This is a genomic window from Curtobacterium sp. NPDC087080 (assembly GCF_044745105.1).
In the GTDB taxonomy this organism is placed as follows: domain Bacteria; phylum Actinomycetota; class Actinomycetes; order Actinomycetales; family Microbacteriaceae; genus Curtobacterium.
Map to the genome: position 1 here is coordinate 21,435 of NZ_JBIUZP010000001.1, position 15,173 is coordinate 36,607.

Annotated in this window: 13 protein-coding genes; 10 read left to right on the forward strand and 3 right to left on the reverse strand. The window is 72.7% G+C overall.

Features of this window, described 5'->3' with window-relative positions; all coding sequences use genetic code 11:
• Positions 1 to 2 precede the first annotated feature (2 nt).
• The gene (locus ACIPEQ_RS00115) at positions 3 to 1,100 is read left to right on the forward strand and encodes a D-alanine--D-alanine ligase family protein (RefSeq protein ID WP_402713322.1); all 1,098 of its coding nucleotides are present in this window, start codon (positions 3 to 5) and stop codon (positions 1,098 to 1,100) included.
• Between the two features lie 31 nt (positions 1,101 to 1,131).
• Here ACIPEQ_RS00115 and ACIPEQ_RS00120 read toward each other — a convergent pair whose 3' ends face one another.
• Positions 1,132 to 1,617, reverse strand: coding sequence for a DUF3515 family protein (locus ACIPEQ_RS00120; RefSeq protein ID WP_402713323.1), 486 nt, complete (start codon positions 1,615 to 1,617; stop codon positions 1,132 to 1,134).
• A 34-nt stretch (positions 1,618 to 1,651) separates the two neighbouring features.
• On the opposite strand from ACIPEQ_RS00120, the gene thiL reads away from it, so the two are divergent.
• A complete protein-coding gene (gene thiL / locus ACIPEQ_RS00125) occupies positions 1,652 to 2,638 on the forward strand; it encodes a thiamine-phosphate kinase (protein WP_402714187.1) in 987 nt (328 codons plus the stop codon).
• Between the two features lie 251 nt (positions 2,639 to 2,889).
• Here the strand turns inward: thiL and ACIPEQ_RS00130 are convergent, their stop codons facing one another.
• The gene (locus ACIPEQ_RS00130) at positions 2,890 to 3,450 is read right to left on the reverse strand and encodes an RsmD family RNA methyltransferase (protein ID WP_209823431.1); all 561 of its coding nucleotides are present in this window, start codon (positions 3,448 to 3,450) and stop codon (positions 2,890 to 2,892) included.
• Between the two features lie 123 nt (positions 3,451 to 3,573).
• Here ACIPEQ_RS00130 and ACIPEQ_RS00135 point away from each other — a divergent pair, with 123 nt between their 5' ends.
• From ACIPEQ_RS00135 to ACIPEQ_RS00165, 7 genes are all read left to right on the forward strand, one after another.
• Positions 3,574 to 5,766, forward strand: a complete 2,193-nt coding sequence (locus ACIPEQ_RS00135) for an ATP-dependent DNA helicase RecG (RefSeq protein ID WP_402714188.1) — start codon at positions 3,574 to 3,576, stop codon at positions 5,764 to 5,766.
• A 26-nt stretch (positions 5,767 to 5,792) separates the two neighbouring features.
• Complete coding sequence (coaD, locus tag ACIPEQ_RS00140; RefSeq protein WP_402713325.1) at positions 5,793 to 6,287, forward strand: pantetheine-phosphate adenylyltransferase; 495 nt, start codon at positions 5,793 to 5,795, stop codon at positions 6,285 to 6,287.
• Positions 6,288 to 6,428: 141 nt separating this feature from the next.
• Complete coding sequence (locus ACIPEQ_RS00145) at positions 6,429 to 7,004, forward strand: YceD family protein (RefSeq protein ID WP_402714189.1); 576 nt, start codon at positions 6,429 to 6,431, stop codon at positions 7,002 to 7,004.
• 43 nt (positions 7,005 to 7,047) lie between these two features.
• Positions 7,048 to 7,251 carry a 50S ribosomal protein L32 gene (rpmF, locus tag ACIPEQ_RS00150; RefSeq protein WP_058728177.1) on the forward strand — a complete coding sequence of 68 codons (204 nt, stop codon included), beginning with the start codon at positions 7,048 to 7,050 and terminating at the stop codon, positions 7,249 to 7,251.
• A gap of 13 nt (positions 7,252 to 7,264) precedes the next feature.
• On the forward strand, positions 7,265 to 7,990 hold the full coding sequence (gene rnc / locus ACIPEQ_RS00155; RefSeq protein ID WP_402713327.1) for a ribonuclease III: 726 nt from the start codon (positions 7,265 to 7,267) through the stop codon (positions 7,988 to 7,990).
• A 4-nt stretch (positions 7,991 to 7,994) separates the two neighbouring features.
• A complete protein-coding gene (gene mutM, locus ACIPEQ_RS00160) occupies positions 7,995 to 8,966 on the forward strand; it encodes a bifunctional DNA-formamidopyrimidine glycosylase/DNA-(apurinic or apyrimidinic site) lyase (protein WP_402713328.1) in 972 nt (323 codons plus the stop codon).
• Positions 8,967 to 8,998: 32 nt separating this feature from the next.
• Positions 8,999 to 12,757 carry a chromosome segregation SMC family protein gene (locus ACIPEQ_RS00165; protein ID WP_402713330.1) on the forward strand — a complete coding sequence of 1,253 codons (3,759 nt, stop codon included), beginning with the start codon at positions 8,999 to 9,001 and terminating at the stop codon, positions 12,755 to 12,757.
• A 231-nt stretch (positions 12,758 to 12,988) separates the two neighbouring features.
• Here ACIPEQ_RS00165 and ACIPEQ_RS00170 read toward each other — a convergent pair whose 3' ends face one another.
• A complete protein-coding gene (locus ACIPEQ_RS00170; RefSeq protein WP_126892327.1) occupies positions 12,989 to 14,017 on the reverse strand; it encodes a TerC family protein in 1,029 nt (342 codons plus the stop codon).
• A 214-nt stretch (positions 14,018 to 14,231) separates the two neighbouring features.
• Here ACIPEQ_RS00170 and ftsY point away from each other — a divergent pair, with 214 nt between their 5' ends.
• Positions 14,232 to 15,101 (forward strand): signal recognition particle-docking protein FtsY, encoded by an 870-nt coding sequence (ftsY, locus tag ACIPEQ_RS00175; RefSeq protein ID WP_137767578.1) that lies wholly within the window; start codon positions 14,232 to 14,234, stop codon positions 15,099 to 15,101.
• Positions 15,102 to 15,173: the final 72 nt, after the last annotated feature.

The window sequence follows — 15,173 nt, forward strand, 5'->3', positions numbered from 1 at the left end:
CCATGCCCACGATCGCTCCCGCCCCCACGACCGTCGCCGTGCTGTTCGGTGGACGGTCCAGCGAGCACGAGATCAGCTGCGTGACGGCCGGCGGCATCATGGACGTCGTCGACCGGTCGGCCTACGCGGTCGTGCCGATCGGCATCACGAAGGAGGGCGCGTTCACCCTCCAGTCCGACGACCCCGCGCAGTGGGCGCTCCGCGACGGTGCACTGCCCGTCGTGCCGGACAACGGCACCCGAGTGGCGTTCCCGACCTCGCCCGCGACGAACGAGCTCGTCGTCTCGCACCCGGACGGGTCGGTCACGACGATCGCGGTCGACGTGGTGTTCCCGATCCTGCACGGCCCGTTCGGTGAGGACGGCACGGTGCAGGGACTCCTCGAGGTCGCCGGGTTGCCCTACGTGGGCGACGGCGTCCTGGCGAGCGCGCTGGCGATGGACAAGCACACCGCGAAGGCCGTGCTCGAGCACGCCGGGCTGCGGGTCGCACCCTGGACGACGGTCCTCCGTCGGCAGTGGACCGCCGACCCCGCCGCCGTCGCGGAGTCCGTCGCGGTGCACGGCTGGCCGCTCTTCGTGAAGCCCGCCCGCGCCGGGTCGAGCATGGGCGTCTCGCGTGTCGACGAGCCGGCGCAGCTCGCCGCCGCGATGGACCTGGCGTTCGAGCACGACGCGAAGGTGATCGTCGAGCCGCGCGTGGTCGGTCGCGAGGTCGAGGTCGCGGTGCTCGAGGGTCGGGACGGTGTCCCGCGCACGAGCCTGCCCGGTGAGATCGTCGTCGCCGAGGACGGCTTCTACGACTTCGCGTCGAAGTACCTGGGCGGCGACGAGGCGCTCCTCTGCCCCGCGCCCCTGACCGACGACGAGACCGCGGCGATCCGCTCCGTCGGTGCCCGTGCCTTCGAGGCGATCGGCGGCGCCGGGCTGGCGCGCGTCGACTGCTTCCTGACCGACGACGGCTTCGTCGTCAACGAAGTCAACACCATGCCGGGGTTCACCCCGCTGTCGATGTACCCGCGCTGCTGGGCGGCGTCCGGGGTCTCCTACGGCGAGCTGGTCACCGAGCTCATCGAGCTGGGACGCGTCGCCGTCCGCTGACACTCGGGGTCGTGCGTGGCACGCCGAGCGGTCAGCCCTGCACGTCGGAGGGGTCGAGACAGCGGTGTCCGTCCTTCGGCAGGATCGACACGACGTCCGACAGGTCCTGCACGACCTGGTTCGTCGTCTTCTTCGCGTCGATGACGACCTGCACCGCGGGGGAGCGGCCGAACGTCGTGTAGACGACCTGCTCGCCGCGGTCGTCGCGGATCCAGTCGACGCCGCCCTGGCTGAAGCACGGCAGGTCGGAGACGGTCGGCACCGCGACACCGCAGTGGTACAACGCAGCGGCCGGGTCGCCCCACGCGGCGGTCGACTGCGCGTTCGTCTCCCGCAAGGGCAGGTCGTTCCCGACGGTGGCGGGGAGCCGGACCTGCACGGCGGCGCACGCTGCGCTGTCCGCCGACGGCGCGGGAGCCATCGACACGGCGTTCGTGCACCCGGTCAGCCCGGCGGCGAGTGCCACGGCGACGCCCGCGATCGCGGTCCAGCGGAGGGGTCGGCGCACGGTGTCCATCGAGGTCCAGGCTACCGTTGCGGGCGTGGACGAGATGGACGACGCCTGGGCAGGACCGACCGTGGGACAGGTGGGGGAGCTCGCCGTCCTCGACCGGATCGTCCGCCGGCTGCCCGCGGGCGCGCCGGTGCTCGGCCCCGGTGACGACTGCGCGGTGGTCGCAGCGCCGGACGGCCGGTTCGTCGTCACGACGGACATGATGGTGCACGGGCCGGACTTCCGGTGGGCGTGGTCGTCGCCGGCGGACGTCGGGTGGAAGGCCGCAGCGACGAACCTGTCCGACGTCGCGGCGATGGGCGCAACGCCGAGCGGTCTCGTGATCGCCCTCGCCGCACCGCAGGACACCCCGGTCGCGGTGCTCGAGTCCTTCGCGGACGGGGTGCGTGCCGCGGTGGAGGCCCTCGCGCCGGGCTGCGGCGTGGTCGGCGGGGACCTGTCGACCTCGGCCACCTTCACGGTCTCGGTGACGGCGTTCGGCGATCTCGGCGGGCGAGCGCCGGTGGTGCGTTCGGGAGCCCGGGCCGGGGACGTCCTCGCGGTCTCGGGGGAGCTCGGCCGCGCCGCCCGGGGGCTCGCCCGGCTGTTCCGCGACGGGGTCGACGCGCACGGGGAGCCGTCGCGCTCGGCCGTGGTCGCGAGCGGGGCGGACGCGGACCCGGACGTCGACCGGCAGCGGCGCCCGGTCCCGCCGATCGCCGACGGCGTGCACGCTGCCGCCGCCGGTGCCACGGCGATGCTCGACCTGTCCGACGGTCTGGCGATCGACGCCGGACGGCTCGCCCGGGCCAGCGGGGTCACGCTCGACCTCGACCCGGAACCCCGGCTCGACGAGCTCGCCCTGCACGGCGGCGAGGACCACGGCCTGCTCGCGGCCTTCCCGCCCGACGTCGCGCTGCCCGGCGGCTTCCGGCGCATCGGCAGGGTCGTCGCCCGCGGCGACGTGGACCTGGTCCGCGGCGGCGAGCCGGTCCCGACGACGGGGTGGGACCCGTACGCCGACTGGGACGGTGCCGGGGGCTGACCGCCGGGGCTGCGCCGAGCCTCCCGGCCGGTCGTCGCGCGTCGTCGCGCGCGATCCGCGCGAGAGGGCGCGTACCGCGACATCCCCGCTGTCGTACGACGGCGGGGATGTCGCAGGAGCCGCGGCCAGGTGCGCAGGTACCGCCGACAACGACACTTCCGACGTCGTGCGACAGCGGTTGTGTCGCTGCAGTCCACCGCGCGCCGCGCGCGAACGCGCCATCCGGACGCGCCGTGCGTGCACGCCGCACCTCAGGCCGGGGTGACGGCCTCCCACGCCACGGTCTCGCCGTAGCTGCGTTTGCTGAACGGCTCGAGCCCCGCCGGCCACGTCGGCTCCGGTGACCGCTTGCTCCGCTCGACGACGACCACCGCGCCGGGGGTGAGCCGGGGCACGAGCGCCTCGAGCACGTCGGCGATCTCCTGCTCGGCGACGTCGTACGGCGGGTCGATGAAGACCAGGTCGAAGGTCCGCACCGTGCTCCGCAGGTACCCGAGTGCCGGCTGCGGCTGCACGTCGACGCGCACGCCAGGCACCCGCTGCTGCACGGCCTTCGCGTTCGCCCGGCACGCCTGTGCGGCGGCGGACGCTCGATCGACGAGCACGACCTCCGCGGCCCCGCGCGACGCCGCCTCGAGCCCGAGCGCGCCCGTCCCGGCGTAGAGGTCCGCGACCGAGGTGCCCTCCACGAGCCCGCGCGAGCCGAGCGACGAGAAGAGGGCCTCGCGCACGCGGTCGCTCGTCGGCCGCGTGCCGGACTTCGGCACCCGGAGCGTCGTGGAACCGGCGGCGCCGGCGATGATGCGGGTCATGCTGCCACCGTAGCGGCGTGCGTGCTCTCCACAGGTCGGCCGGGAGGCTCGCAGCGCGTCGGACCCGCCCGGTACCGTGGTGGCGTGGTCACCTCCGACACCCCCGACACCGCCGTGCCCCCGGTGCGGCCCGACCTCGGTCCCGCGCCGCTCGACGCCCGGCTGAGCGGGGTCCTCGGCGGCCGGACCGCGACGGCGATCGAGAAGGCGTTCGGGTACCGGACGGTCGGAGAGTTCCTCGAGCACGCACCCCGGCGGTACGCGGAGCGCGGGGCGCTGACGGCGCTCGACTCGCTCGCGATCGGCGAATCGGTGACGATCGTGGCCGAGGTCATCGACGTGCGCGAGCGGACCATGCGCGCGCGTCGCGGCTCGATCCTCGAAGCGAAGATCGGCGACGGCAAGGGCCTGCTCACGCTGACGTTCTTCAACCAGGGGTGGCGGACGAAGGACCTCGTGCCCGGTGCCCGCGGGATCTTCGCCGGCAAGGTCGGCGACTACCGGGGCGCCCGGCAGCTCGCCCACCCGGACTACGAGCTGTTCGACCGTGACGACCCCCGCGCGACCGCCGACCCCGAGGACGAAGAGGCCATCCGCTGGTCGCGGCAGCCGATCCCGATCTACCCGGCCACGGCGTCGCTGACCTCGTGGCAGATCGCGAAGGCGATCGCGGTCGTCCTCGACACCCTGCCGGACCTGCCGGACCCGATCCCGGCACCCGCACGGACGCGACTCGGCCTGGTGCCGTTCCGCCGTGCGCTCGAGCTCCTGCACCGTCCGGAGAAGGTCGCCGACTTCAAGCGGGCGCAGGACGCACTGCGCTACCGCGAGGCGTTCGTGCTGCAGACCGCCCTGGTGCAGCGACGCATCGCCGCGCGGGCGACCGCGGCCACCCCGCGTCTGGCCGCCCCCGACGGGATCCTCGAGCGCTTCGACGCGTCGCTGCCGTTCACCCTGACCGACGACCAGCAGGCCGTCGGTGCCGAGATCGCGCACGACCTGGCGGGGGACTGGCCGATGCACCGGCTGGTGCAGGGCGAGGTCGGTTCCGGCAAGACCCTGGTCGCGATCCGGGCGATGCTGACGGTCGCCGAGTCCGGCGGGCAGTCCGCCCTCATCGCCCCGACCGAGGTGCTCGCCGCGCAGCACCTCCGGTCGATCGTGAAGTTCCTCGGCCCTGACCTCGCGGCGGAGCTCCGACCGGTCATCCTGACGGGCTCGCAGTCGACCGACGAACGACGGCGTGCCCTGCTCGCGGCGGCGTCCGGCAGCTCGCGGCTCGTCGTCGGCACGCACGCACTCCTGGGCGACCGGGTCGACTTCGCGGAGCTCGGTCTGGTCGTGGTCGACGAGCAGCACCGGTTCGGCGTCGAGCAGCGCGAGGCCCTGCGGACCAAGGGCGCGACCCCGCCGCACGTGCTCGTGCTCACCGCGACCCCGATCCCGCGCACGGTCGCGATGACGGTGTTCGGCGACCTCGACGTCTCGACGATCACCGGGCTGCCGTCCGGCCGTGCCGGGGTCGAGACCTTCGCCGTCGGGCTGGCTGAGCACCCCGGGTGGGAAGGGCGCATCTGGACACGGATGGCCGAGGAGCTCGCCGAGGGGCGGCAGGCCTTCGTGGTCTGCCCGGCGATCGACGACGCCCACGCCGAGGACGACGGCGGCCCCGAGCCCGCCGAGGACGACACGCCGAAGCACGCCCCGGCGACGGTACTCGCGACGGTCGAGCGGATGCGCGCCATGCCCGTCCTGCAGGGTCGACGGATCGAGGTCCTGCACGGACGGATGACCGCGGACGAGAAGGACCGCGTCATGACGTCCTTCGCGGCCGGCGACGTCGACGTGCTCGTCGCGACGACCGTGATCGAGGTCGGCGTGGACGTGCCGAACGCGTCGATGATGGCGGTGCTCGACGCCGACCGCTTCGGCGTCTCCCAGCTCCACCAGCTGCGCGGACGCATCGGTCGCGGTCAGTACGCCGGGGTGTGCCTGCTCGTCACCACCGCCGAGCCAGAGACGACCGCACGCGAACGCGTCGACGCGGTGGCTGCGTCCGACGACGGCTTCGAGCTCGCGCGCGTCGACCTGGAGCTCCGGCGTGAGGGCGACGTGCTCGGCGAGCGGCAGTCCGGCGGCCGGTCCTCACTGAACCTGCTCCGGGTGGTCGAGCACGCGGACCTGATCGTCGACGCCCGGGGCGAGGCGGAGCGCGTGCTCGAGCCGGACCCCGAGCTGCGGGACCACCCCGCCGTCCGCGAGGCCCTGGCGCGGCGACTCGACGAGTCGGACGCCGCGTTCCTCGGGAAGAACTGACCCGGGCGGCCGGTAGCGTGACGGGCATGGCCCAGATCGCCGTCGTCCCCGGATCCTTCGACCCCGTGACCCTCGGGCACCTCGACGTCATCGGACGTGCCGCGCGGCTGTTCGACGAGGTGCACGTGCTCGTCGTGCACAACCCGGACAAGCAGCCGGCGATGTTCGCCGCCGCCGACCGCGTCCGGCTCATCGAGCAGTCCCTCGTCGAGACCGGCCTCCCGGACACCGTGCGGGTCGGGGAGTGGACCTCCGGGCTGCTCGTCGACTACTGCCGCCAGGTGGGAGCCGGGGTGCTCGTGAAGGGCGTCCGCTCCGGCGAGGACGTCGCGTACGAGACGCCCATGGCGATCATGAACCGGCACCTGGCCGACGTCGAGACGGTCTTCCTGCTTCCCGAGGCGTCGCGGGCGCACGTGTCGAGCTCGCTCATCCGCCAGGTCGCGACGCTCGGCGGCGACGTCATGCCGTACGTGCCGGGTGTCGTCGCGGACGCGCTGGCCGAGCACCTCGGGCGCTGACCGGCCGAGCGGTCCGAGCGCTGACCGGCCGAGCACAGCGGGCGCTGATCGGCCGAGCACCCGGGCGCTGACACGCCGCGCCCCCGGCCTCCTCGACGTGCGCACGACATCGCGGTAGACTCGTCGATCGTGTCTTCCCCCGTGAACAGCCCCTACGCCCTGCGCGTGCGCGACCTCGCGCACCGGCCGGGCGAGATGCGCGAGCACTCGCTCGACATCGAGGTGCCGGACCCGATGGGCGCTGGCGTCATCGCCGTTCGCGAGGGCACCACGCTCCAGCTCGACGTCAAGCTCGAGGGCCTGCACGAGGGCGTCCTGGTCTCCGGACACGCCTCGGCCGAGGCCACGGGGGAGTGCTCGCGCTGCCTCATCGACATCAGCGAACCGGTCGAAGTCGACTTCGCCGAGCTGTTCGCGTACGATGTCTCGGAGGATTTCGACTTCTTCGTTCACGATGACCACGTGGATTGTGAACCGGTCGTTCGAGATGCGGTGGTGCTGGCGCTGCCGTTCCAGCCGGTCTGCCGACCGGACTGCCCCGGCCTCGACCCCGTCACGGGCGAGCGGCTGGCCGACCTCGGCGAGGTCACCCCGCGCGAGGTCCTGGACCCGCGCTGGGCCGCGCTGAGCGGCTTCCAGGGCACCGACGCGGAACGCGGCGGCGCCGACGACAGCACTCCCACCCAGAGCCCCGAGGGCGACGGCCGCACGGCCTGACGCACCTCGACACCGACCACCGACCAACCGAAAGAGAACCACCATGGCCGTTCCCAAGCGCAAGCAGTCCCGTGCCAACACGCACGCCCGTCGTTCGCAGTGGAAGGCCGCGCCGGTCCAGCTCGTGAAGACGATCGAGAACGGCAAGGTCACCTACAGCCTCCCGCACCGCGCGAAGGTCGTCGAGGACTCGGCCGGCACCGCCCTGTACATGGAGTACAAGGGCCGCAAGGTCGCCGACGTCTGATCGGACTCGACCGATGACAGCGACGTCCGGCGCCACGGGGTCCCGCCCCGTGGGGCCGGACGTCGTTCGTCTGCAGGGCATCCTCGACGTCGAGATCGACGCCGAGCTCCTGCAGCTCGCCCTCACGCACCGCTCGTACGCGTACGAGCACGGGGGCATCAAGCACAACGAGCGCCTCGAGTTCCTCGGGGACTCCATCCTCGGCCAGGCCGTGACCGTGAAGCTCTTCCGGTCCTTCCCCGACCTCGACGAGGGCGAGCTCGCCAAGCGGCGTGCCAGCCTCGTCTCGACGGTCGCCCTGGCCGAGATCGCCCGGATGATCGGGCTCGGCTCGTACCTGCGCCTGGGCAAGGGCGAGGAGCAGACCGGCGGTCGCGGCAAGGCGTCCATCCTGGCCGACACGGTCGAGGCCGTCATCGGAGCGACCTACCTGTCCGCGGGCCCCGACGCAGCGACCGACCTGGTGCTGCGACTGGTCGAGCCGCTGCTCGTCGACCCGGACCGCTTCGGCGCCGCCATGGACCCGAAGACGAGCCTGCAGGAGCTCGCCGCCGGCCTGTCCCTCGGCAACCCGGCCTACCGGGTGACGGAAGAGGGCCCCGACCACGACAAGACCTTCCACGCGACGGTCGTGCTGCAGGGCGAGGACGTGTCGACGGGGTCCGGTACGAGCAAGAAGGCCGCCGAGATGGCCGCCGCGCTCGAGGCGTGGACGCGGCTCTCCGGCCGGGCGGCCTGACCGCGTGCCCGAACTCCCCGAGGTCGAGGTCGTCCGCGCCGGCCTCGAACCCGCCGTCAGCGGTGCCCGGGTGCTGCACGTCGACGTCGTCGACGACCGCGCCCTGACCCGGCACGACGGTCCGGCCGAGGACTTCGCCGAACGCCTGACGGGCCGCACGATCGCCGCCGCGGTGCGCCGGGGCAAGTTCATGTGGTTCCCCCTGGTGCCCGGACACGACGGCGACCGTCCCGAGGCGCTCGTCACGCACCTGGGGATGTCCGGCCAGGTCCTGCTCGGACGCGGTCGCCCGGCCGCGAAGCACCGCCGCATCCTGATCGACGTGCAGCCGACCGGTACCGGCCGCGACGGCCGTCCGGAGGCACCGGTCGAGCTCGAGTTCGTCGACCAGCGGACCTTCGGCTCGATGGCGATCGACGCCATGGTGCCGACGGTGGACGGCGCGCCTGCCGGGTCCGCCGGCGCGGTCGACGCCCGTGACCCGGACGCAGCGTGGCGGCGGAGCATCCCGACGCAGGTGTCGCACATCGCGCGGGACCCGCTCGACCCTGCCTTCGACGACGACCGCTTCGTCGCGATGGCCCGGAAGCGGTCGAGCGGCATCAAGCGCGTCCTGCTCGACCAGGGTGTCGTGAGCGGAATCGGCAACATCTACGCCGACGAGTCGCTGTGGGCCGCGAAGCTGTACTCCGACCGCCCTGCGGACCGGCTGCCCCGTTCCGACCTGCACCGGCTCCTGGCGGAGGTCCGGAGCGTCCTCGGCCGTGCGCTCGAGGACGGCGGCACGAGCTTCGACGCGCAGTACGTCAACGTGAACGGGCAGTCCGGGTACTTCTCGCAGCGCCTCGCGGTGTACGGGCAGGAGGGGAAGCCCTGCCCGCGGTGCGGCACGACGATCGTGCGCGAGGCGTTCATGAACCGGTCGAGCCACCGGTGCCCCGTGTGCCAACCCGCTCCGCGCCGACGCACGCGTTAGCCTGACGCGCAACCGAGCACCCGGAGACCCGCATGTACTTGAAGAGCCTCACCATCAAGGGGTTCAAGTCCTTCGCGCAGCCGACGACGTTCGCGTTCGAGCCCGGCGTCACCTGCATCGTCGGTCCGAACGGCTCCGGCAAGTCGAACGTCGTCGACGCCCTCGCCTGGGTGATGGGGGAGCAGGGTGCCAAGACCCTCCGCGGCGGCAAGATGGAGGACGTCATCTTCGCCGGCACCTCGACACGCGGACCGCTCGGTCGCGCGCAGGTGCTCCTGACGATCGACAACACGGACGGCCTGCTGCCGATCGAGTACTCCGAGGTGACGATCTCCCGCACGCTCTTCCGGAACGGCGGCAGCGAGTACGCCATCAACGGCGAGAACTGCCGCCTGCTCGACGTGCAGGAGCTCCTCAGCGACACGGGGCTCGGCCGTGAGATGCACGTCATCGTCGGGCAGGGGCAGCTCGACAAGGTGCTGCACGCCACCCCGGAGGACCGCCGCGGCTTCATCGAGGAGGCCGCCGGGATCCTCAAGCACCGGCGCCGCAAGGAGAAGACCCTCCGCAAGCTCGACGCCATGCAGACGAACCTGACGCGGCTCTCCGACCTCGCCGGCGAGATCCGACGGCAGCTGAAGCCGCTCGGTCGACAGGCCGAGGTGGCGCGCAAGGCGCAGTCCGTCGCCGCGGTGGCCCGCGACGCGAAGGCCCGGATCCTGGCCGACGACGTCGTCCGGCTGCGCCGCGAACTGCACGAGCACCAGGAGGTCGAGGCCGGACGGAAGTCCGAGCGCATCGTCCTGCAGGAGCGGCTCGACCAGACGCGTGCCCGGCAGCAGCAGGTCGAGCAGAGCATGGTCGGTGACGCCGTCGACCGTGCCCGGACCGTCGTGCACCGGTTGGAGAGCGTGCAGGAGCGGCTCCGCGGGCTGTCGAGCCTGGCCAACCAGCGCCTGATGTTCCTCGCCCAGCAGGCCGACGCGCCGCAGCAGGGCCCGACGATCACGCCGGAGCGTGTGCAGGGCGTCCGTGCCGAGGCCGAGCGGCTCGAGGCCCGTGCCGCCGAGATGGCGGCGGGCTCCGGTGCTGCGGCGGCCGCGGTCGAGCAGGCCCGGGGTCAGCTGGACGCGCTCGACGAGCAGATCGCCGCGCAGGCCGCACGCGTGTCGCAGCACGACCTCGACGCCCAGCGTCTCCGGAACGCCGTCGACGTGCAGCGGTCGCGCCGCACCGCGGTCGCCGCGGACCGTGACCGTCGGACCCGCGCACTCGCCGAGGCCGAGGACCGCGCGACCCGCGCCGCCGCGGCCCTGCGCGAGATCGGTGACGACCCGTCCGACGGCGTCGACGCGGACGCCCTGGCCACCGCGCACGACACCGCGCGCCAGCGGCTCGAGGCAGCGCAGACCGCGCGCGACGCCCTGCGCGACCGGCTCCACGCGCTCGAGCGCGAGCGGGACGCCCTCGACGCCCGGGTCGCCGCGCTCGGGATGTCGATCGACGTCCGCGACGGGTCCCAGGCGGTCATCGACGCGCGGCGAGCCGGCGTGCTCGGTCGGCTCGCCGACGCCCTGACCGTCGAGGCCGGCTTCGAGGCATCCGTCGCGACCGCGCTCGACGGGCTGGCCGACGCGGTGCTCGCCGCCGACCGCGACACGGCCCTCGCCACGGTGACGCACGCGCGCGACGCCGACCTCGGTCGCGTGGACGTCGTCGTCGCGGACGCCGAGCTCGACGGGCCGGGGCTGCCCGACTCGCTGCCACCGGGCGTGCGACCGGCCCTCGACGTGGTGCAGGGACCGCCCGCGATCACCGCGGTGCTCCGCACGACGCTGGTCGCCGTGGTGGACGACGTCGACCTGGAGGCCGTGCTCGCCGCCGCCCCGCACGCCACGGTCGTGACGCGGTCCGGTGACCTCGTCCGGACCGTCCGGGTCACCGGTGGCGGTGCCCGCACGGTGTCGCGCATCGAGCTCGTGGCGGAGCGGGACGACGCACAGGGCCGGCGCGACGCGGTCGCGGCCGACGCGGCGGACGCAGCCACGGGCCTCCAGACCGCGCGTCAGGAGGTCGACGAGGCGCGCCGCGGTGCGGACGAGGCCGACCGTGCACTGCGTGCGCACACCGCGGCGGTCGCCGAGTACGACCGCTCGAGTGCCGCAGTCCGGGCCGGCGCCGAGAACGCCGCGGCCGAGGTGGAGCGCCTGCGCGCCGCCCTGGCCGAGACGGACGGCGCGGTCGAGGCCGCCGACGCTGCGCTGGCGGAGGCCGAGGGCGCCCTGCGGGTGTTCGAGGAGCGACCGCGACCCGTCGTGGACGCGTCCGGGCGCCCGGCGCTGCAGGACGCCGTCGAGGCTGCGCGGGCCGCGGAGATCGAGCAGCGCATCCAGGTCGAGACCGTGCGGGAGCGCGCTCGGTCGGAGCGGAACCGGGCGGCCGGCCTGCAGCGGCAGCTCGAGGCGGAGCGGACGGCTGCGGAGGAGGCAGCGCGGCAGGCGGTGGTCCGCCGCGGGCAGATCGCCGTGGCCGAGGGTGTCCTCGCGGACCTGCCGGGCGTGCTCGGGGCGGTCGACCGGTCGCTCGCCGAGGCCCGCGTGCTGCTCGCGACCGAGGAGGCCGAGCGCACGAAGCGCAACACCGAGCTGCAGGTCGTCCGGAACGAGGAGCGCGAGCTCCGTGAGCGGCTGCAGACCATCACCGACGGCGTGCACTCGCTCGAGATGGAGATCTACGAGAAGAAGCTGCACGTGTCCGGCGTGCTCGACCGTGCGCAGAGCGACCTCGGCCTGAACGAGGCCGTGCTCGTCGCGGAGTACGGGCCCGACGTCCCGGTGCCGGTCGACGTCCTGGTCGACCCGCGGGTGCTCGCGCGGCGACACCGCGAGGCGGAGCGGGCGCGGGCGGCGGCCGACGGCGCGGACTCCTCCGCCCCGTCACCGGACGACGCCGACGGCTCCGACGACGCCGACGCGCTGGGTGCGGGCGCCGCCGACGTCGACCCCGACGTGCCCGAGCTCGTCGACCCCGAGTCGACCCTTCCCGGCGGTCCGGCGCTGCCCGAGCTCGACACGACCGACGAGGTCGACCCGGCCGACGTCGCGACGGTGCCGTACGTCCGGGCCGAGCAGGAGCAGCGGCTCGCGGCGGCGGAGCGGGACCTCGGTCGGCTCGGCAAGGTGAACCCCCTCGCGCTCGAGGAGTTCCAGGCGCTCGAGCAGCGGCACGCGTTCCTCGCCGAGCAGCTCGACGACCTGCAGAAGACCCGCGCCGACCTCCTCACTATCATCGAGGAGCTCGACACGAAGATGCAGACGATCTTCGAAGCGGCGTACGACGACACGAAGGCCGCGTTCGACGTGATCTTCCCGATCCTGTTCCCGGGCGGGACAGGCTCGCTCACGCTGACGAACCCGGACGACATGCTCACGACGGGCCTCGACGTGCAGGTGAAGCCCGCGGGCAAGAAGATCGACCGTCTCACGCTGCTGTCGGGCGGGGAACGGTCGCTCGCGGCGGTCGCCCTGCTCGTGGCGATCTTCACCGCCCGACCGTCGCCGTTCTACATCATGGACGAGGTCGAAGCAGCGCTCGACGACGCGAACCTCGGGCGGCTGCTCACCGTGTTCGAGCGGCTGCGGGAGTCGTCGCAGCTCATCGTGATCACGCACCAGAAGCGCACGATGGAGATCGCCGACGCGCTGTACGGCGTCTCGATGCGCCAGGACGGTGTGTCCGCCGTGGTCGGCCAGCGCGTGCAGCGGCGCGAGCCCGCCGACGCGGTCGCGTAGCGCCGGGCTCGCCCGGCTCGCCCGGCCCCACGCTCCCGGTGCCCAGCGTCGGTGTGTTCCGCGAAAGCGACAGCGTGCCGCCAACGGTTGGCGGCGGCCTGTCGCTTTCGCGGAACGGAAGGATCGCGAGTGGCAGCGAGAGAGTGTGGGGCGGCGACAGAAACCGAACGCCGGACGGACGGGAGGCGCGGTGTCAGCTGGCACCGCGCCTCCCGTCGTCAGACCTCGCGACTACTTCGCGTCGGCCTCCACGGCCTCCTTCGGCTGTCCCGTCGGGGTCAGGCCGCGCTCCTGGCGCTTCTTCGACACGATGAGCGACGCGGCGGTGGCCACGGCGATCGTCAGCGCGATGAAGCTCAGCGAGAACCAGATCGGGATCTCCGGGGCCCACTCGATGTGCTCGCCGCCGTTGATGAAGGGCAGCTCGTTGACGTGCATCGCGTGGAAGACGAGCTTCACACCGATGAAGGCGAGGATGACCGCCAGGCCCTGACCGAGGTAGATGAGCCGCTCGAGCAGCCCCGCGATGAGGAAGTACAGCTGACGCAGACCGAGGAGCGAGAACGCGTTCGCGGTGAACACGATGAACGCGTCCTGCGTGAGACCGAAGATCGCGGGGATCGAGTCGAGGGCGAACAGCACGTCCGTCAGGCCGATCGCGACCATGACGAGCAGCATCGGGGTGAACAGGCGCTTGCCGTCGACCTTCGCGGTGAGCTTGTCGCCGTGGTAGTCGTCGGTGGTCGGGATCACGCGACGCAGGACACGGATGAGCCGGGAGTCGCCCTCCTCGGCGCCGTGGTCGTTCCCACTGCGCGCCTGCGACCAGGCGAGCCAGAACAGCAGCGCGCCGAACAGGTAGAAGACCCACGAGAAGTTCTCGATGATCGTGACACCCAGGGCGATGAAGACACCGCGGGCGACGAGGGCGATCGCGACGCCGACCAGCAGGACCTTCTGCTGGAACTCCTTCGGCACCGCGAAGCTCGACATGATGATGAGGAAGACGAAGAGGTTGTCGACCGACAGGGCCTTCTCGGTCAACCAGCCGGCGAAGTACTCGCCACCGGCCTGGCCGCCGCCGAAGACCAGGATCCCGACACCGAACAGGATCGCCAGGCCGACGTAGAACGCCGACCAGAACGCGGACTCCTTGATGTGCGGCACGTGCGGGGTGCGCACGTGCGAGTAGAAGTCGAACACCAGCAGCGCGAGGATGCCCGCGATGGTGAGGAGCCAGACGAAGAGGGGAACGTCCAATGGATGTCCTTCAGGTTCGGGGCGTCCCGCCGAGCGGGTACGCCGATGCCTGAAGGTCTCCTCCGCCGTGTCGACCGACTGGTCCGACACGACCGGCGTCCCGGGTCTGGATCGTCCCAGACCGTACTGACGGGTGCGCCGCGCGGGAGTACTCCCCTTCAGGAACCGAGGATACCGGGCGCGGGTGCTGCTCGTCGCGCCCTAAGCTGGGAGCATGGCGAGTTCCTGGTCACTGTCCTCCCGTCTCCGCGGCCTGTTCCAGCGGAAGACCATCGACGAGACCACGTGGGACGACCTCGAGACCGCGTTGATCGGTGCGGATTTCGGCCCCGACATCGCGGACGAGATCATCGAGGACCTGCACGCCCGGGTCGACCGGTACGGCACGACGGACCCCGCCGACCTGCAGCGCATGCTTCGCGAGGTGCTCGAGGAGCGCCTGTCGAAGCTGGACACGACGCTCAAGCTCAGCAACCGCCCGGCGGTCGTGCTCGTCGTCGGCGTGAACGGCGTCGGCAAGACCACGACGATCGGCAAGTTCGCGAAGTTCCTGAAGACCTACGACCGCACGGTCGTGGTCGGCGCGGCGGACACCTTCCGCGCGGCAGCGGTCGAGCAGGTCGCGACGTGGGCGCAGCGCGCCGGGGTCGAGGTCGTCCGTCCGGCGCAGCCCGGCCAGGACCCGGCGTCGGTGGCGTACCAGACGGTCGAGAAGGCCATGCGCGACGGCACCGAGATCGTCGTCATCGACACCGCCGGCCGCCTGCACACCAAGGCCGGCCTGATGGACGAGCTCGGCAAGATCAAGCGCGTCGTCGAGAAGCAGACCGAGATCGCCGAGGTGCTGCTCGTCCTCGACGCCACGACCGGGCAGAACGGTCTCGCGCAGGCGCAGGCCTTCATCGAGGGCGCCGGGGTCACCGGGCTCGTCATCACGAAGCTCGACGGCTCGGCGAAGGCCGGGTTCGTGCTCAGCGTGCAGGAGAAGACCGGCATCCCGATCAAGCTCATCGGCCAGGGCGAGGGCATCAACGACCTCACCGGCTTCACGCCGCACGTCTTCGTCCAGAACCTCGTCGGCTGACCGTCGCGGCGCCTCCGTCACGCTCCCAGCGAACGCGTCCACGCCGCGGGGAGTAGCGTCCCTGACGGCCCG